Here is a 17,534-nt window from a genome sequence, read left to right as displayed (position 1 = left end):
CATGGCCACCAGCAAACGACCTCCGCTTTCGCCCCAGGAGGGCTGGCTCAGCGACGGCCGCCAGGTGCTGCACTTCCGGCCGGTCCGCTACGACCGCTGGAGTCAGAGGCTCGAGGTCGTGAGTGGTGAGCTGTTACCCGGAGAGCTCATCCCGCTGCTCAAGCACCGCCGGGAGTACAGCCGAGAGGAGGCCATCAGGCTCTGGGGTGAGAAACGCAAGGCCGGCTGGGCAGCCTGCGGCCCCCAGTGGTGAGCAAGGCCTTCCTGGTCGAGCTTGCTGCCTTGGAGCCGTGATCGGCTTGCCGTACTGACAAGGCGGGCCAGCGGATCTATTTGTGAATCAGAGGCTTCGACCCGGACGGTGTAGATCCACAACCCGGCAACCGGCCCTAGCCCTTGGCTTCTGCGAAGCAGTAGGGCGCTCGACTCGGGGCGCCCTTTCTATTGGGGCCATCTCCAGCACGCGAAGACACAACAAAGCCCGGCGACGAGGCCACCGGGCTTTGATCATGGTTTGTTGGGCGGAGCTGCTGACGCTGGCACCTGGGGCCAGGGTTCCAGTGGGGCTTCCCGTTGGGTCCGGGGCACCTAGGGCGGTGCGATGGACGGCGACGCTTCACGAAAAGGTGTCACACGCCAGGGAAGCCAGTGATCCGTTGAGAGTGTTGGAGCAGGGGCCGGATCGTCAGCGCACTCCTGGCGGCTGCTCAGGTGGGGTGTCGTCCATGCTCTGGAGCCTCCCGGTTGTTGATGTCGTCACGATCGGACGACCAGGCGGCGAGGGCAATAGGGCTTTATGCCTGAGCGGGAGGAGGCGGCGCTGCAGTGGTGGAGCTGGAGCACCTCGGCAGGATCGACCAGACACGCCCTGCTGTTCTTAGAGTCAGATTCTCTGAGGTGAAAACCATGAAAGTCACCGTTGAGCTTTCTGAAACAGAGATGGCTGAAATCCTGGATCTCACGGGCGAGCGCAAGAAGGGGCCCGCGATCCGCCGCCTGATGGAGGAGGCGTTGCAGCGGCGGCGGCGTGCCCAGATCGCCCAGCGCTTCCTCAGCGGTGAGTGGGGCGTGGAGCTGGAGAACTTCGAGGCCGACCAGGAGCGTGAGCGCCAGCGTGATCAGGAGACCGCCTCGTGACGCTGCTGCTCGACACCAGCCTCTGGATCGACTTCACCCGCGCCCGCAGCCCGGCCCCGCTCAAGCAGTTCATCGCCCCCTACGTGCTGGATCCCGCAGCCCATCTGGCCGAACCGGTGCTCTTTGAGGTGCTCCGCTCTGCCCGGCCGGAGGAGGCTCGCCTGCTGGAGGCCCAGTTCGCCACCCTGCCCTGCCTGCCCACACCACAGGATCTATGGCAGCGCGCGATCGCCCTGGGCCAGGCCTGCCGCCAGGCTGGCCGCACCGTGCTCAGCCTTGATCTCCTGGTGGCTGCCGTGGCGATGCATCACGACGCCATTCTGGTGAGCTTCGGCGCCGACTTCGAAGCCATCGCCTCAGTGAGCGCCCTGCGACTGCAGCGCTTGAATCGCCCCGGCTGATCCCATGCCTTCCACCCCGTAGGGCGTAGAAGAAAACATCCGGAACGGCCAGCCAAAGCCTGGCCTTGAATGGCTGCAGACCCCCCAGTTCTCAGCTGCGGCCGCCCCGCCTGTGAGCACGATGCCCCCCAACAACCAGACCGACGCCTGCATCAGCACAGAGGGCGAGGCCTTGGTGTTCTGGGCGCCAGGTCAGGAGCCTCGGCGGCACAGCAGCCGGGTGCAGATCATCGATGTGTTCTCCCTGCAGGTGGCCACGGGTTACAGCCGCGATCCGCAGGGCCGCCTGCTGCTGGAGGCGCAGACCTCAGTGGCCGCAGGCCGCAGCTGGACGCTGGCCAAGGCCGCTCAGCTGATCCGCAACGACGCTCGCCCCCACCGCTGGGTGGCCCTGCAGATGGACAAGCGCGCCTGGGGCCTGTTCTGGGCCGGCGGCGGACTGCAGCGCTGCCGTGAGCTCCTTGCTGGCCGGTTCAGTGACGCCGAGGCCAGTTCCGCACTCGTGCCGGCCACCCCGGAAGTCCTGCTGCGCCTCATGCTGGATCTGGAGCCCCAGCAGCACGGGGTCCCCAGCAGCTCGTGGCGGCCGGCACCGGCACCACCGGGAATGCCTCCAAGGGCCGCAGTTGGCCCCAACCCCTGGCAGCTTGTGGGCTGGACTTCACTGGCCTGGCTGATCGTGCTGGGAATCACCGTTGCCGGCTTCCTTGCCGTGCTGGAGCGCCAGGATCGCAAGCTGGAACTGCTGCTGCAGCGCACCGCTCCTGCGGAGTCCATCCGCCCTTGATGCGCAGGGCCGTCCTCCCCTGTCTGGTGAGTCTTGGGGCCTTGCTGGCGTGGCCGGCTATGGGGCAAATGCGCACCGCCAAGGCCACCGACACATACGGCCGCAATGTGGCTGAGCTCTGGGCCACGGCCGGGAAGGTTGGCCAGATCCCGTTTTGCGGGGAGGTTGTCCGCGCCTAACCCCGCTACCTATCGAGTTGACAGGTGCTCTGTAGGGCACTGGGACTGATGCACGAATGAGGGGCCTACCGGCACTCACTGCCCCAAGCCAACGGGCCCAGCGGCTTTCATACGGCATGCATAACAGTTTGTGAAGCCCCCAGGGCTTTCATACGGCTTATGAACGCAGGGTGTATGGTTATGAACGTCGTACCGAAGCCTCATCCGTGGCCAAGCGATTCACGATCTCTCTCCCAGATGAGTTCGCAGCGCGAATTGAGCCGATGCTCTCCAAAATCTCACTGTCAGCAGTCATGCAGAAAGCCTTGGAAATTGAATTCTTTCGCTTCACCCAGTCCAGCGAGGATATGATCTTTGCAAAATCACTTCAAGAAGCAACAAGGAACTTCTGGAAAGAGGAAAGGGCCCATTTGGCTTATGCGGCCGAAGTCTTGGTGGACAACTTCCTGCAGGCAGCAGTCCAGGATCATGACTATCGGCTGTTTAAGTTATATGCCTATAGCAAGCGAATGGAAAGGAAAGATCTTCCCAAGGAGGTTAAAGAAGCGGCTGGCGATCAATATGGCGAAGTCGCGGCCGACATTCTTTGCGATTTTCAGAAAATGATCTTTAAGTCGCTCTCTGAGGACAAGCCCATCGTTTCCCCTGAGCGTTTGGCTCAGTTTTGCGAGGACGGACAGGCACCTGATTTTGACGCGTGCTTCGAATGGCTTAGTGAGAATCACCCAGAGATGTGGCCCTTCGTTGATGAAGCTATTGAGAAGAAGCTTGATAAGTACGACGTTCCTAAATGGATACTGGCCTAGCTCTGCGTAGGGGCTGTGCACGAACTGATCTATTTCAGCTGCTTGAGATTCCGCATCTCAGCCAGTCAGAGACAGCACCCCAGGGTGTATTCAAAAGTATTAGGTTCTTAGACATGAAAACTGACCCTCGCATCATTCGCATCGCCTTGGAGTTGGGCTTCCACCCTTGGCGCCGAGCCCGGCACGGCTGGCTCTGGAGGCATCGAAAAGCGGGAGTAGTCGCTTGCCTGATGCGCAAGGAGAACACCGGTAGTGGAAGGGGGCTTCAAAACCAAATCAGAAACCTTCATCGTGCCGCCAGCACAAGAACTACGTGACCAACTCACTCTGAATGATGAACCACACCGAAATCGAACAACGCATCGAAGAGGCATGCCGTAACTATGGCTTCGACAAAAGCTGGCGCCTCTGGTACCACCCACGCGCATGGGCCGAAGAACGTCGCCCCTTGGTCCTGGGGATTCACCCTGCTGCTGGTGGCAACTGGCGTTTTCATGGCCGCTACAGCCAGGAACGCGGCAGTGCCTTTCTGGTCGAAGACTGGGGAGCGCACTCAAAGGTTCAAGGTCCCATACCCGAGTACTTGCGCATCGCGAGGCTGAGCCTCAACGGTGTGACCTATGCCAACTGGGCGCCGTTCCGCGCCAGTGGCGAGAAGGAGCTTCGTCAGCACCGCTGGAGCGATCTACAGAAGTGGTGCCGAGAACTATGGCGCGAGCTACTCCCTCAGCTGAAGCCGCGCTTGATCCTCTGCGTCGGCGCCATCCCCCGCGAAGGAATGAGGGAGTTGCTGGGCAGCCCCGATATGAGCGGCGGCGAGGACGTCCAAGGCATCAAGGGAGCACACTGCTCCTTTCGCATCGACCGCTACGAGAGGAAGAGACTGAGCGTGGTGTCCGTGCCGCCTCCAAGCCAATGGATTGATCCCTTGAACGATCCGCATGTCACTCCCGTGTTGGAGCGCTACCTGGGCGCGATTGCAGGGGTGGTGGCATGAACGGGCATCCTTCTGAGCAGCTCTGGGCCACGCAGCACCGCCGCCACGACTATCCAGTCGGGATGCTGCCAGTGCCGGAGCCAATCCCTGGCCTGGCATTTTTCCCTGGTGGCTTCGGGCTGGTTGGGGCGCAAGCCGGGTCGCCGCTGCCGCCTTTCCCCTTCGGCGGAATCATGGTCCTAGGCCAGGACTTTCACACTGCGGACTTCTATGCGGACTGCCTGCAACGCGGCGCTGAGCCTGTGAACATGCCAACCTGGCGCGTGCTGCTGGCGCTTTTCGACCAAGCCGGCATCGACCCCAGCTGGGCCTTTTGCACCAACTTCTACATGGGGCTCCGCCATCGCGACCGCGCTACCGGACCCTGCCCTGGCCGCCGCGACATCGATTACGTCGACTGGTGCGCCGGCTTCTTCCTGAAGCAGTTGGACGCTCAGCGGCCACGCGTGGTGTTGGTTCTCGGTAAGGAGACGTTGCCCCACTTGGCACGGCTATCACCAGAGCTGCGCGACCTGCTTGATTGCACCACCTTTCAATCCATCGCCAGTTCGATAGGGGGGCCAGTTCGGCGTGGTGTCACATTCGATGGGCTGGCTGCGTTCGGTACCAACTTGGTGGTTCTTACGCACCCAAGCCTCCGCCCGGTCAACATCCGGCGGAGGTCTTACCAGGGGCTCTTGGGACACGAAGCAGAGCTGCGGATGCTTGCGGATTTGCCCAGCTGGCGTACGTGGTGAGAAATCACACCTAGCCTCCTTTCATGCGTCTGCCAGCTGGATCGCAATGACGCAGATCCCAAGCCTGGGTCTGCTGGAGGCCGTGGATCTCAGGCAGGCATGGGCCCATGAGGCCCTGAGCTTCACCCCCTGGCTGGCGGAGAACTTGAGCCGCCTATCGGCCGCCCTGGGGATCCCGCTGGAGCTGGAGGGCCAGGAGGTGAGCGTGGGCTCCTTCTCCGCGGACCTGCTGGCCCGCAACCCCCTGGACGGCTCATTGGTGCTGATCGAGAACCAGCTAGAGCAGACTGACCACAACCACCTGGGCCAGATCCTCACCTACCTGGCGGGCCTGGAGGCCCAGGTCATTGTCTGGATCGCCAGCGACTTCCGCGATCCCCACCTCTCAGCCATCCATTGGCTGAACGATCACACCATCGATCCGTTCGCGTTCTTCGCGGTGCAGGTCAAGGCGGTGCGGATCGGTGATTCACCGGTTGCTCCCCTGTTCGAAGTGGTGGCCAAGCCCAACGGCTGGGACCGGCAGCTCCAGCAGCAGGTGGCCTCCAAGACGGGGGAGCTCTCAAGCCTCGGCCAGTTCCGCCTGGCCTTCTGGAGCAAGCTGCTGGAGCTCCACCCCGAACAGGCCCAGTGGGGTTCCGCGAATGCGGCCAGCTCCCGTTGGCATCCGCTCAAGAACAGCAGCCTGGTGGTGGTGACCTACATCTCGGTGGACTGCTGCGGCATCTTCGTGCGCGGCAGGCGTGGGCAATCCCTGGAGGAGTCCAGGGACTTGCTGTTGGAGCATCAGCAGGAGCTCGAGCAGCGCTTGGCCGTACCGATCAGCGACGGCGAGGGCTACGGACTTTCGCAATCCCTGGAGGCCGATGCCCGTGACCCCTCCACCTGGCCCAAGCTGGCGGCCTGGCTTGTCGAGCACCTGCAGGCCTATCTCGAGGCGCTGGAAGCCACCGTGGTCGATACCGAAAGGAGACAGCGATGAGCGCCGCCGTTCTCGCCCCAGGGGCCCGGATCGAATGCCGCAGCGCCGAATGGCTGGTGCGCAGCTTGGGCCGCAGCTCCGATGGCCAGCAGGTGGTGGATGTGGTGGGGGTGTCGGCCTTCCTGGGGGAGAAGGAGGCCCGCTTCATCGTGGAGGTGGAGCAGGCGGCCGGCAGCTTCAAGGTGCTGCAGCCGGAAGCCACTGAGCTGGTGGCGGATCCCTCGCCCCAGTACCGCGACAGCCTCCTGTTCCTCGAGGCCCATCTGCGCCGCACGGTGCCCACGGATGGCTCCCTGGTGGTGGGCCATCTGGCGGCGATGGACGTGATGGACTTTCAGCTGCAGCCGGCCGCCAAAGCTCTGGCGATGCCGCGCCAGCGGCTGCTGATCGCCGATGCGGTGGGCCTGGGCAAGACCCTGGAGTGCGGCATCCTCTGCAGCGAGTTGATCCGCCGGGGGCGGGGCAAGCGGATCCTGGTGGTCACCACCAAGAGCATGCTGGTGCAGTTCCAGAAGGAGTTCTGGACCCGCTTCTCGATCCCGCTGGTGCGGTTGGATTCCGAGGCCATTCAGAAGGTGCGCGCCAAGGTTTCCAGCAGCCAGAACGTCTTTCACTACTACGACAAAACCATCGTTTCGATCGACACCCTCAAGAACGATCGGGAGTATCGCTGCTATCTGGAAAATGCAAGCTGGGACATCATCGTGATCGATGAGTGCCAGAACGTGGCCGAACGGGCGAAGGGTGCCCAGAAGAGCCAGCGGGCACGCCTCGCTAACCGCCTGGCCACCCGATCCGACACGCTGATCCTGCTCTCGGCCACCCCCCACGACGGCAAGGCTGAAAGCTTCGCCAGCTTGATGAACATGCTCGATGCGACGGCGATCGCCAACCCGAGCCACTACACCAAGGAGGACATCAAGGATCTCTACGTACGGCGCTTCCGCAAGGATGTGATCGCCGACCTGCGCAAGACCGTCAAGGAGCGGGAGAGCAGGGATGTGGAGTGCCAGGCCAGTGAGAGAGAAGAGCGGGTGTTTGCCCTGCTGGCTGATCTCAAGCTCCCCGACACCGATGCCAAAGCCAAGGCGGGCCAGCTCTTCCGCACCACCCTGGCCAAGAGCATGCTCTCCAGCCCGATGGCGGCGCTGGAAACCGTGCGCAACCGCCTCAAAAGGCTGCGGGCTGGAGCAACACCAGCCCCGGCCGACATCGCCGCCCTGGAGCGCCTGGAACCCCTGTTGGAAGCAATCGGCGCCGAAGACTTCTCCAAGTACCAGCGCCTGCTACAGCTGATCCGTTCTGACTGGAACTGGACGGGCAAGGACCCGAAGGACCGGCTCGTGATCTTCACCGGTCGACGCGAAAGCCAGCGCTTCCTGGTGGAACACCTGGCCCTGGATCTGAACCTGCCGAAAGGCGCCGTGGTGCCGCTGGATGGCGCCATGCCCGACGTGGAGCAGACGAAGGTGGTGGAGCAGTTCGCCCAGGAGAAGGAGGCGTTGCGCATCCTGGTGGCTACCGAAGTGGCCTCGGAAGGCCTGAACCTGCACTACCTGAGTCATCGGCTCGTGCACTTCGACATTCCCTGGTCGCTGATGACGCTGCAGCAGCGCAATGGCCGCATCGATCGCTATGGCCAGCCGCAGCAACCCCAGATCCGCTACCTGCTCACGGCCTCCCGCAGCGAGGGCATGGGCGACACCGAGAAAATCCTGCGGGTGCTGATCAGGAAAGACGCGCAGGCCCAGCAGAACATCGGCGATCCCTCGGTGTTCCTGCGGGTGTTCGATCCGGCAGCGGAAGAAACCGAGATCGAGAAGGCGGTGGAAGCCGGCGACGCCTCCGGGCTGGAGGCGCGGATGGAGGCCAATGCGGCTCCCTATCTGGAGGCTTCCGCCGGTGATGGCCTGTTCGATGAGCTGTTTGGCGGCAGTGAGGGGGGGGACACCTCCGCTGGTGATGTCATGGCCGATGAGCCGGCCCCTGGGGTCCAGCGGAGTCAGGCCTTCAGCCTGTTTCCAAACCTCTGGAGCTATGTGGAGCGCTCGCTGGAGGCGGTGAGCGAGCAGATGGAGCGTCGGGGCGAGAAGCTCGACCTCAAGCCCTACCCGGCAGAAGAGCGCCTTGAGCTCAGCCCCCCGAAGGATCTGCAGCGCCGCTACGACCGCTACCCCCGCGAGCTGCAGCCTCCCCGCGGCCAGCGCCTGGCGCTCAGCACCGATCCGGAGGCGCTGCAGCGCGCCCTGGAGCAGGCACGCCGGCAGGACAGCGCCCGGCCGGAACTGGAATACCTCTGGGATCTGCACCCACTGGTCGACTGGCTGGGCGACCGCGGCCTGATCGCCTTTGCCCGCCACCAGGCGCCGGTGCTGCAACTAAGCGAAGAGCTCGATCCGGGGGAGGTGGTGATGGTGCTGCAGGGCACGATCCCCAACCAGCGCGGTGTGCCGGTGGTGCAGGAGTGGGTGGCGGTGCGCTTTACAGGCAGCGGCCTACGGGTGGCGGCGGTGGAGCCATTTGCAGCGGTGGCCGAGCGTCTGCAGCTGGGTCGCCACAGCTACGCCAACCCAGGAGCACCCATCGCCGACTCCCTCAAGCAGCAACGCAAGGTGGCCGTGGATGCGGCTCACCAGTACCTGCTGGAGTGCCGCGAGCGCTGGAAAGAGCGCATGCAGCCGGAGCTGGAGAGTCAACGGGAGCGCCTGCGGCGCTTGCGGGGCCGGCAGATCGAGCAGCTGGAGCTGGCCTACGCCGCCGACCAGCGCCCCCGGCAGATCAAGGACAAGAAGCGCACCGCTGATCAGAAGGCCATCGAGGAGCGCTTCAAGGATCACGAGCGCTTCGTGGAGGAAGTGATGACGATCGAGCCGGCGCCTTACCTGAAGCTGGTGGCCGTGCTGCACCGGGAGGCCTGAGCCATGGCGCTACCCGGCATCTGCAACGCCAACGAGTTCTATTCGGCTCACTATCTGGAGAGCGTGCTCACGGGCGACATCAAGAAGGTGCGAGAGCGCTGGGCGGAGGAGGCCAAAGCCGAGCGGGAGGCTGACCCCACGGCGGAGATCAGCACCCCCGAGCAGCGCTTCAAGGCCTTGCGTAAGCCCTGGCAGAAGCTGCGGGAAGCGGAAGAGGGGATCACGCGTGACCCCGCCGAGCGGCTGCGGCTGCAGCGGGAGCTGTTCTTCCAGCCGCTGCTGGAGGTCCTCGGCTATCCCTGGGCCCCCAAAGCCGAGCCGGTGTTGGTCGGCGGCGAGGCTTACCAGGTGCCGTTGCTGGCGGAAGTGAGCAACGCCAAGGGCGAACCCTGGCTGTGGGTGGTGGAGTGCTTCAACCCCAGTGATGAGCCCTCCGATCCACTGGAGCTCACGATCGCGGCCACATGGGCATGCCAGATCGCCGATCCCTCTCTGGGCAAGGTTCTAGAGGGCGAAACCTGGGAGGAGCTGATCAGCGAGCGGGTATTCGGCCAGGAAATCCCGCCCCGCTGGGTGCTGGCGGTGAGCCGCGACCAGCTGCTGCTGATCGATCGGCAGAAGTGGGCGGCCTCACGGCTGTTGCGCTTCGAGCTGGGCACGTTGTTGGGAGACAACAACCCCGATGCTCTGCTGGCCGCGGCCACGCTGCTGCACCGGGAGCACACCTGCCCAAGCGGGGGCGGCACACCACTGCTCGATGAACTGGATGAGAACAGCCACAAGCACGCCTATGAGGTGAGCGGCGATCTGAAGTACGCCCTGCGCAGATCGATCGAGCTGCTCGGCAACGAGGCGATCCACTGGCGTCGCAGCCGCAATGAGGGCGTGTTCAAGGGCAAGACCGAGGCCGACCAGCTCACGCTCGAATGCCTGCGGTACATGTACCGGCTGCTGTTCCTCTTCTACATCGAGAGCCGGCCCGATCTGGGCTATGCGCCGATGGGCAGCGACGTGTATCGCCTCGGCTACAGCCTCGAGAGCCTGCGGGACATGGACTCTGCCGAGCTGGGCAGTGAGGAAGACAAGGAGAGCACCTACATCAGCGATTCGCTGAATCGGCTGTTCCAGATGATCTGGGAGGGCTACCCCAAACGCGACGACGAAACGGCCCAACTGCCGCTGGCGGATGCCGACGATCCCTTCCACGACAGCTTCCGGCTGACGCCGCTGAAGGCCCATCTGTTCGACCCAGTGCGCGTGCCCACCTTGAGCCGGGTGCGCTTCCGCAACGTGGTGCTGCGGGAGGTGATCGAGCTGATGTCGCTTACCAGGGAGGGCAAGGGCAAGCGGCGCGGCCGGGTGAGCTACTCGCAGCTGGGCATCAACCAGCTAGGTGCGGTGTATGAGGCCCTGCTCAGCTTCCGGGGGTTCTTCGCGGAAGAAGACCTCTACGAGGTTCAGCCCGCCCCGAAAAAGGGCAAAGCCGCCGCCAGCGAGGACGAAGGCGAGTTCGGTGATGACGACGAGGGGGACGACGACACCACCAAGGCCAGCGGCCAGGCGCACGACGAGCTGGAGGTTGGCCACTTCGTGACAGCCGAGCAGCTCAAGGCCTACAAGGCCGAAGAGATCGTGCCCGATCCGAGCACCGGCAAACCGAGGTGCTACCCCAAGGGCAGCTTCATCTACCGCCTGGCCGGGCGCGACCGGGAGAAGAGCGCCAGCTACTACACGCCCGAATCGCTCACCCAGTGCCTGGTGAAGTACGCCCTCAAGGAGCTGCTGCCGGGCAAAACGGCGGCCGACATCCTGCAGCTGAAGGTGTGCGAGCCCGCCATGGGCTCGGCAGCGTTCCTGAACGAGGTGGTGAACCAGCTGGCCCAGGCCTACCTGGAGCGACGCCAACAGGAAACCGGCAAGAGCATCCCCCACGAGCAGTTCGCCACCGAGCTGCAGAAGGTGAAGATGCGCCTGGCCGATCAGAACGTGTTCGGCGTTGACCTCAACCCGGTGGCGGTGGAGCTGGCCGAGGTGAGCCTCTGGCTCAACAGCATCTTCACGCCAGAGAAGGGCCGGGCGTTTGTGCCCTGGTTCAGCCAGCAGCTGGTGTGCGGCAACTCCCTGATCGGCGCCCGGCGCCAGATCTACAGGCTGAGTCAGCTGCCCACCAGCACAGCCCGGAGCGCCAAACCCCGCAAGCTCTGGCACGAACACGCCCCAGAAGAGCTGGCCTGGGATACGGAGCTGCCGAAAGACGCCATCTTCCACTTCCTGCTGCCGGATCCGGGCATGGCGGCCTACAGCGACAAGGTGATCAAGGAGCTGGAGCCTGAGGCGATCCAGCGCTGCACGCGCTGGAACAAGGCGTTTGTGGGGGAACCCTTCACGGAAGCCCAGATCGCCCACCTGCTCCGGCTGAGCCAACTGGTGGACGCGCTCTGGAAAGACTGGGCCGAGCAGCAAACGCAACTGCGCCAGCGCACCACTGATCCACTTCCGGTGTGGGAAGACCCCACGGGAATCACGGAAGGCGATTGGACGCCGCTGAAGCTCAAAGACCGCATCCAGGAGCAGGAAGTGCTGGGCAGGGATGTGGCCAACACCAATGCCCGATTGCGCCTGAAGTGGGCGATGGATTACTGGTGTGCCCTGTGGTTCTGGCCGATCCGCCAGGCCGGCTCATTACCCAGCCGTGATACCTGGCTGCTCGAGCTGAGCATGATCCTGGGCGATCTTGAGCAGGGGGTGGCTCCCGAACTCGGCCAGGGGAGCCTGTTTGCCGACACCCAACCCAAGCAACTGGCGGTGGACTTTTCCGATCGCCACGGCTTCGTGGATGTCGAGAGGCTCAAGGCTGAGTTTGCGCGGCTGCGCCAGGTAGAAGCGGTAGCTCACCGCATCCGGCCGCTGCACTGGGATCTGGAGTTCGCCGATCTGCTGAAAGGTGGCGGGTTCGATCTGATCGTGGGCAATCCGCCATGGCTGAAGGTGGAGTGGGAGGAAAAGGGCGTGATCGGCGACGCCGACCCGATGGTGCTGATCCGCAAGGTGAGCGCGAGTGAGCTGGCGAAGCGCCGGGTGGATGCGTTTGACCAGCATCCAGAGCTGCGGGCGGCCTATTTGGAGGAGTTTGAGGGGCAGAACGGCAGCCAGGCATTTCTGAACGCGGTGGCGATCTATCCACTGCTGAAGGGGAGTCAGACGAATCTGTTTAAGTGCTTCTTGCCTCAAGCGTGGCGGGTGGCTTCAGGTCAGGGGGTGCAGGGATTTCTGCATCCTGAGGGCGTGTATGACGACCCGAAGGGCGGAGCATTGCGCGAAGTGCTCTACGGGCGTCTTCGCAATCACTTCCAGTTTCAGAATCAGCTGATGCTTTTCCCGATTGGTCACCGGGTGAAATACAGTCTCAACATTTACGGACCATGCCGACAGGCTAGCTTTATTCATTTAGCTAATCTCTTTCACGTGAAAAGCGTCGATGCCTGCTTTGTCCACGACGGCAATGGAGCGATCGGCGGCATTAAAACCGAAGACAATAAATGGGATATGAGTGGACATCGCCAGCGCCTGATCCCTGTCGGCGAGCAAAGCCTCGCTCTTTTCGCCCAGCTTTATGACGAACCCGGAACGCCCTCCTTGCAAGCTCGGTTGCCGGCTCTTCATTCTCAACAACTCTATAGTGTGCTCGAAAAGCTCTCGTCGGCCCCGAATAGAATTCTAGACATCAGGAATGAGGTATTTGCTACGCAGATGTGGGACGAGACGAATTCGGTGAAGGTCGACGGGATAATTCGACGCGACACCAGCTTTCCTCCCAGCATCGACGAATTAATCCTGTCAGGACCGCACTTTTATGTGGCGAACCCGTTATACAAGACCCCACGCAGAGTCTGCACAGAAAAGGGACATTACGACCGCATTGACGCTCTCCATGCCCCTGACGACTATTCCCCTAGGACAAACTACAGGCCTGCAATTGACAAAGCACAATATTCCGCGCGAATCCCGAAGGTGTCGTGGAGTGCAAAGCCTCCTGCGACAGACTTCTACCGAGTCGTAAGCCGCAAGATGCTGAGTCAATCTGGAGAAAGAACTCTGATCTCGGCGATCTATCCACCAGATCTATCCCATATTAACGGTTGCTATTCTCACGCATTCAGGAACTCTAAAACGGCAGCATCGGTTGCTTCTCTTTTCTCGTCGATTGTGCTCGACTTTTTTGTTAAGACGACTGGCAAAGCGAATTTTCGGGATGACACAGCCGATCAGCTTCCTTTTACTCATTTGCCCCCATCTGCGGTTGCGCGAATAATTGCGCTGAATTGCCTCACCACTCACTACGCCGATCTCTGGAGCGAGTGCTGGGGCGACTCCTTCCAACAGCAACGCTGGGCCAAAGACGATCCCCGCCTCCCCAACAGCTTCTTCAGCAAACTAACCCCCGCCTGGCAGCGCGATTGCGCCCTACGTACCGACTATTCCCGCCGCCAGGCCCTGGTGGAGATCGATGTGCTGGTGGCCCAGGCCCTCGGCCTCACGCTCGATGAACTGATCACTATCTACCGCGTCCAGTTCCCGGTGATGCAGCAATACGAACGCGACACCTGGTACGACCGCACCGGGCGCATCGTGTTTACCGCCAGCAAGGGGCTCACCGGCGTTGGCTTCCCGCGCAAGGGGACAGGACGTGGCGCCAACAAGACCACCGGATGGGAGGACATCCAGGACATGACATCTGGCACGGTCAGCCGCACGATCGTTGATGACACGCTGCCTGGCGGGCCGATCGAGCGCACGATCACGTACGAAGCCCCCTTTGATCGCTGTGATCGGGTGGAGGACTACAAAACCGCCTGGGCCTTCTTTGAAAAGGAGGGCGAGCCAGCATGACCATCTACGAAGACACCAACTCCAAGCCCCTGCTCGATCTGCTGGATCGCATCCACACCGGCGACATGGTGTTGCCCGACTTCCAGCGCGATTTCGTCTGGGAGCCCAGTGCCACCCAGGCCTTGATCGTTTCGATCGCCAACAACTACCCCGCCGGCAGCATTCTGCGCGTACGCGACCGCCAGCGGGCCTTTTCCAGTCGTGAATTTGAGGGTGCTCCTGCTCCCATCAACGAACACACCTTTCTGGTGCTCGATGGTCAGCAGCGACTCACCTCCCTCTACCAAGCCTTTTACGGGGTCGGCGACCACCGCTACTACCTCGATATCCGCATGCTGATTGATGGTGCCGACTTCGAGGACGCCATCGACTACCTGCGCCACAGCAAAAGTGCCGTGACACGGCGAGCGGCCTTCGAGCGGCAGGCAGAGCAATTGCTACTTCCGCTCTCGGTGCTCCACAAGGGCAGCACAGGCTTCTCCAAGTGGGCCTCCCAGGTGGCCCGCACGCGCCAGGGGGCAGAGCGCGATCAACTGGAAGATCAACTCCATGAATTAGAATAGCAGTGGATCAACCGCATTGATCAATACGTCTTCCCTGTTGTCACCCTCTCGGCAGACACCGAACCCGCTGCGCTCTGCACCATCTTTGAAACGCTGAACCGCACCGCGGCGTGAAGCTCAGCGTGTTTGAGCTGCTCACCGCCCGCTTCTGGAGTCACGACCTCAAACTCCGCGAACTCTGGGAGCAGGCCCGCAGCGATCATCCGCTGATCGCGCTGTTTGATGTCGATCCCTACTACGTGCTGATGGCCATCGCCCTGGCCAGCGGCAAAACCCCCAGCTGCAAACGCGGCGATGTGCTCAACCTCACCGCCGAGCAGGTCACCACCTGGTGGCAGCCCGTGATTGATGGCCTGGCCCTCTCGCTCACGATCCTCCACGACGACTGCTGGGTGCTGCAGCCCAAGTGGCTTCCCTTCAACACCATGCTCTCGCCGATGGCTGCTGCTCTCGCCCGCGCCGGTGCCAGCAAGGGTGTGGCCATGGGAGCCCAGCGCGAACAGATCAAACGCTGGTTCTGGTGCTCGGCCTTCAGTCAGGCCTACGAAAAGTCGCCCAACACCCAAAGCGGTCGGGATGTCGGCGAACTCATCCCCTGGCTCAGCGATCCAGCGGCACCCGCACCCGAGAACGTGCGCCAGTTCCGCTTCAACCCCGAGCTGCTGCGCGATGTCACCCCCCGCCAGCGCTCCCTCTACCGGGCCACGATCTGCCTGGCCCTTGCCAGCGGTGATCGACCGCTCGACTTCCACAGCCGCGCCGTGCTCAACGATCAGCTGCTCACCACCAGCGGCATCGATGACCACCACATCTTCCCCGCCAAGTTCCTGGAAGACCGCGGCTACGACAGCCGCCAGCGCGACTGCGTGCTCAACCGCTGCCTGATCGACAGCGCCACCAACCAGCGCATCAGCTGCAGCGCCCCCTCCGCCTACATGGCCGAACTGCGTGACGAACCCGGCTTCCCCATGCAGGCCGTGCTCAGTAGTCACCTGATCCCCTGCGAGCCTGAATCAGGTTTGTGGACGGACGACTTCGACTCTTTTCTGGCTCAGCGGCAAGAGCTGATTGCCAGCGCTATCTCCAAAGCCACAACTGGCGTTGTTGCTGAGCTCGCCATCTAAATGATGCCATCAGTACCGCGTTTCGCCACACCACGTCGTGCTTTGCTGGCCAGATGGATCGCTTTCTCGCCGATAGCTAAGGACAGCTCAAGGGGCCCTATGTGTCGATAGCTCTGCCGTTCCACCAGGGCTCAGCAATGCGGTCCAGCACCCAACGCTCGGTGAGCTCCGGATGGCTCTTGAGCGAGAGCTTTGTGATCGATTCGTACTTCAGTGCTTCAGCTGCTCTACCAGCACCGCGAACTGCCCTTAGTACTCCTCCTGGCTCAGCTCCCCAGCCGCAAACCGCTGGGTCAACCGCTCCATCCCGTCCAGGATCATCGCATTGGTCTTGTCCTCCACCGAAGCTTCGAGCTCCACTGCCTGGGGATCCGCTGCTTCCGCTGGCTTCTCCTTGTTGAACAGTTTGCCGGCCCAACCAACGGCCTCCCCCACCTTGGCCCCGGCCCGAGTGGCCACATCGTCAACGGCGAACAATGCCTGATCGAGCTTGCCATCCTCTCTACGGAAGCGCTTGGCTAGAGCGAGTAGCTGCTCAAGCAGCTTTTCATGAACTTGGCGAACCAGGTGCCGTCCTGGATGGCCTGGAAACCGAACGACTTGGCCGTCTCTTTCAGGTCGGAAACTTCCGCCAGGATCCCAGCCTTGATCGCTTCCGGGTCGTAGCCGCCACCATCTGCAGTTGGGTTCGCGTTGGCCACGGCGGCGGGGTAAGTTCCGCGATCATCTTCTTCCTTTCCAGCTCACTTGGCTGCTTTCCTGATTGACTTGACTTAGCCGCACATGGACTAAGCTGATCCCATTGCGGGTCCTGGCCATGCAAGTGAACCTCCACGACGCCAAGACCCACCTCTCTCGCTACGTGGCCCAGGCCCTTGAGGGGGAGGAGGTGGTGATCGCCAAGGCCGGCCGGCCGCTGGTGCGGCTGGTGCCAGTGCAAGACCCCTCAGAGGTTCGCCGCGGCGGGTTCCTCCAGGGTGCTGCCGTGGCCAGTGCCGATCTCAAGGCCGACTTCGCCAGCGAGATCGACGCACTGTTTGGCTGATCCGGCAGACTTGACCCCGACCGAACCCCAGCCCCTGCTCTTCGACACCCAGCTGCTGCTCTGGTGGGCCATCGAACCGAAGCGGCTGCCTGCTGCTGTGGCCAGCCTTTTGGCAGATCCGGCCCAGCCGGTGGTGCTCAGCGTGGTGAGCCTGTGGGAGGTGGCCATCAAGTCGTCGCTCGGGCGAGCCGATTTCCAGGTGGAGGCTTCCGCCTTGCGCCTGGGTTTGCTTGGTCAGGGATTCCGCGAGCTGCCTGTGCGCGCCGAACACGCGCTGGCCGTGCAGCACCTCCCCTGGATCCACCGCGACCCGTTCGACCGCCTGCTGGTGGTGCAGGCCCAGGTGGAAGGCCTTCGCTTGCTCAGCTCCGATCGCACCCTGGTGCCCTACGGAGTCCATGTTGAGGCCGTGGGCTGATCCTCAGACCTTCGCCCTGCTGGGGCACCTGAACCGGATCAAGGTGGAGCTGTGTGGCCGTCGGCCGCACAGACGAGCGGCCGGATCTGGTGGCCACGCCATGAACGCCGCCGAGGTGGCGGCCTGATGCTCCCCTTTGTTGTAGGAAACGAGTTGGAGCAAGGGGGGCTGCTGATATCTGAGGATCCTCGGCGCAGCAGCTTTCCGCAAGCCGCCCATTTCCCAGGTTGCTGTTGCCGGGGAGTCTTCACCACTCGTCTGCATGCCAAACAAGAGTTCTGACATCCTCGTTATCGACACCGAAGGCGCTCCCATCCTGCGGGAGGTGGCCGTGGTTGACGGCCATGGCGAACTGCTGCTGGAGGCGCAGACCTCCGGCCACGGCGATAGCTACCACAGCAGCGATCTGACCCGGCCGTTGCCGGATCTGCTCAGGGAGCTTCGGTCGTCTTTGCGAGGCCGCCGGTTGGTGGCCCACAACGCCAGCCACGACAGCGCCGTGCTTAGCGCCAGTTTCGAGGTCTGCGGGCTCACACCACCGGTGCTCGAC

Annotated in this window: 17 protein-coding genes; 15 read left to right on the top strand and 2 right to left on the bottom strand. The window is 62.8% G+C overall.

Going from position 1 to position 17,534, the window contains the following annotated elements; genetic code table 11:
* Nucleotide 1: 1 nt before the first annotated feature.
* The 12 genes from ACLD7X_RS07200 to ACLD7X_RS07145 all read left to right on the top strand — a co-directional run bounded on the left by ACLD7X_RS07200 (nt 2) and on the right by ACLD7X_RS07145 (nt 15,521).
* Nucleotides 2-253: a DUF1651 domain-containing protein gene (locus ACLD7X_RS07200; RefSeq protein WP_411422854.1), complete on the top strand. Its 252-nt coding sequence runs from the start codon at nt 2-4 to the stop codon at nt 251-253.
* 686 nt (nt 254-939) lie between these two features.
* The gene (locus tag ACLD7X_RS07195; protein WP_412007170.1) at nt 940-1,137 is read left to right on the top strand and encodes a hypothetical protein; all 198 of its coding nucleotides are present in this window, start codon (nt 940-942) and stop codon (nt 1,135-1,137) included.
* Nucleotides 1,134-1,538, top strand: a complete 405-nt coding sequence (locus ACLD7X_RS07190; RefSeq protein WP_411422852.1) for a PIN domain-containing protein — start codon at nt 1,134-1,136, stop codon at nt 1,536-1,538. The genes ACLD7X_RS07195 and ACLD7X_RS07190 overlap by 4 nt, the downstream gene beginning before the upstream one ends.
* Before the next feature lie 121 nt (nt 1,539-1,659).
* Nucleotides 1,660-2,325, top strand: a complete 666-nt coding sequence (locus ACLD7X_RS07185) for a hypothetical protein (RefSeq protein ID WP_412007169.1) — start codon at nt 1,660-1,662, stop codon at nt 2,323-2,325.
* Nucleotides 2,326-2,710: 385 nt separating this feature from the next.
* Nucleotides 2,711-3,310, top strand: coding sequence for a hypothetical protein (locus ACLD7X_RS07180; RefSeq protein WP_411422850.1), 600 nt, complete (start codon nt 2,711-2,713; stop codon nt 3,308-3,310).
* Nucleotides 3,311-3,641: 331 nt separating this feature from the next.
* A complete protein-coding gene (locus ACLD7X_RS07175) occupies nt 3,642-4,307 on the top strand; it encodes a hypothetical protein (protein WP_411422849.1) in 666 nt (221 codons plus the stop codon).
* Nucleotides 4,304-5,044, top strand: coding sequence for a hypothetical protein (locus tag ACLD7X_RS07170; protein ID WP_411422848.1), 741 nt, complete (start codon nt 4,304-4,306; stop codon nt 5,042-5,044). The genes ACLD7X_RS07175 and ACLD7X_RS07170 overlap by 4 nt, the downstream gene beginning before the upstream one ends.
* A 46-nt stretch (nt 5,045-5,090) precedes the next feature.
* Nucleotides 5,091-6,026: a PDDEXK family nuclease gene (locus ACLD7X_RS07165; RefSeq protein WP_411422847.1), complete on the top strand. Its 936-nt coding sequence runs from the start codon at nt 5,091-5,093 to the stop codon at nt 6,024-6,026.
* Nucleotides 6,023-8,944, top strand: coding sequence for a DEAD/DEAH box helicase (locus ACLD7X_RS07160; protein WP_411422846.1), 2,922 nt, complete (start codon nt 6,023-6,025; stop codon nt 8,942-8,944). Before ACLD7X_RS07165 ends, ACLD7X_RS07160 begins: the two co-directional genes overlap by 4 nt.
* Before the next feature lie 3 nt (nt 8,945-8,947).
* Nucleotides 8,948-13,834 (top strand): Eco57I restriction-modification methylase domain-containing protein, encoded by a 4,887-nt coding sequence (locus ACLD7X_RS07155; RefSeq protein ID WP_411422845.1) that lies wholly within the window; start codon nt 8,948-8,950, stop codon nt 13,832-13,834.
* Nucleotides 13,831-14,397, top strand: a complete 567-nt coding sequence (locus ACLD7X_RS07150; RefSeq protein WP_411422844.1) for a DUF262 domain-containing protein — start codon at nt 13,831-13,833, stop codon at nt 14,395-14,397. The genes ACLD7X_RS07155 and ACLD7X_RS07150 overlap by 4 nt, the downstream gene beginning before the upstream one ends.
* A 110-nt stretch (nt 14,398-14,507) precedes the next feature.
* A complete protein-coding gene (locus ACLD7X_RS07145) occupies nt 14,508-15,521 on the top strand; it encodes a hypothetical protein (RefSeq protein WP_411422843.1) in 1,014 nt (337 codons plus the stop codon).
* A gap of 249 nt (nt 15,522-15,770) precedes the next feature.
* Here the strand turns inward: ACLD7X_RS07145 and ACLD7X_RS07140 are convergent, their stop codons facing one another.
* Together ACLD7X_RS07140 and ACLD7X_RS07135 are read right to left on the bottom strand one after the other, a co-directional pair.
* Complete coding sequence (locus ACLD7X_RS07140) at nt 15,771-15,980, bottom strand: hypothetical protein (protein WP_425625119.1); 210 nt, start codon at nt 15,978-15,980, stop codon at nt 15,771-15,773.
* A gap of 59 nt (nt 15,981-16,039) precedes the next feature.
* On the bottom strand, nt 16,040-16,222 hold the full coding sequence (locus ACLD7X_RS07135; protein ID WP_411422841.1) for a hypothetical protein: 183 nt from the start codon (nt 16,220-16,222) through the stop codon (nt 16,040-16,042).
* Nucleotides 16,223-16,338: 116 nt separating this feature from the next.
* Between ACLD7X_RS07135 and ACLD7X_RS07130 the strand changes: the two genes are divergently transcribed.
* From ACLD7X_RS07130 to ACLD7X_RS07120, 3 genes are all read left to right on the top strand, one after another.
* Nucleotides 16,339-16,566 (top strand): type II toxin-antitoxin system Phd/YefM family antitoxin, encoded by a 228-nt coding sequence (locus ACLD7X_RS07130; RefSeq protein ID WP_255104595.1) that lies wholly within the window; start codon nt 16,339-16,341, stop codon nt 16,564-16,566.
* Between the two features lie 10 nt (nt 16,567-16,576).
* Nucleotides 16,577-16,984, top strand: coding sequence for a type II toxin-antitoxin system VapC family toxin (locus ACLD7X_RS07125; protein ID WP_411422840.1), 408 nt, complete (start codon nt 16,577-16,579; stop codon nt 16,982-16,984).
* 262 nt (nt 16,985-17,246) lie between these two features.
* On the top strand, nt 17,247-17,534 hold a 288-nt coding region (locus tag ACLD7X_RS07120), incomplete at its 3' end, for a 3'-5' exonuclease family protein (RefSeq protein WP_411422838.1).

Source organism: Aphanothece microscopica RSMan92 (assembly GCF_046613545.2).
Classification (GTDB): Bacteria; Cyanobacteriota; Cyanobacteriia; order PCC-6307; family Cyanobiaceae; genus NIES-981.
The sequence above is the reverse complement of the archived record's forward strand: the minus strand, read 5'-3'. Positions and strand labels throughout refer to the sequence as shown.

Coding starts and splice junctions, on each gene's coding strand:
- ACLD7X_RS07200 (WP_411422854.1), top strand. CDS start 2: ATGGCCACCAGCAAACGACCTCCGCTTTCGCCCCAGGAGGGCTGGCTC.
- ACLD7X_RS07195 (WP_412007170.1), top strand. CDS start 940: ATGGCTGAAATCCTGGATCTCACGGGCGAGCGCAAGAAGGGGCCCGCG.
- ACLD7X_RS07185 (WP_412007169.1), top strand. CDS start 1,660: ATGCCCCCCAACAACCAGACCGACGCCTGCATCAGCACAGAGGGCGAG.
- ACLD7X_RS07175 (WP_411422849.1), top strand. CDS start 3,642: ATGATGAACCACACCGAAATCGAACAACGCATCGAAGAGGCATGCCGT.
- ACLD7X_RS07170 (WP_411422848.1), top strand. CDS start 4,304: ATGAACGGGCATCCTTCTGAGCAGCTCTGGGCCACGCAGCACCGCCGC.
- ACLD7X_RS07165 (WP_411422847.1), top strand. CDS start 5,091: ATGACGCAGATCCCAAGCCTGGGTCTGCTGGAGGCCGTGGATCTCAGG.
- ACLD7X_RS07160 (WP_411422846.1), top strand. CDS start 6,023: ATGAGCGCCGCCGTTCTCGCCCCAGGGGCCCGGATCGAATGCCGCAGC.
- ACLD7X_RS07155 (WP_411422845.1), top strand. CDS start 8,948: ATGGCGCTACCCGGCATCTGCAACGCCAACGAGTTCTATTCGGCTCAC.
- ACLD7X_RS07150 (WP_411422844.1), top strand. CDS start 13,831: ATGACCATCTACGAAGACACCAACTCCAAGCCCCTGCTCGATCTGCTG.
- ACLD7X_RS07130 (WP_255104595.1), top strand. CDS start 16,339: ATGCAAGTGAACCTCCACGACGCCAAGACCCACCTCTCTCGCTACGTG.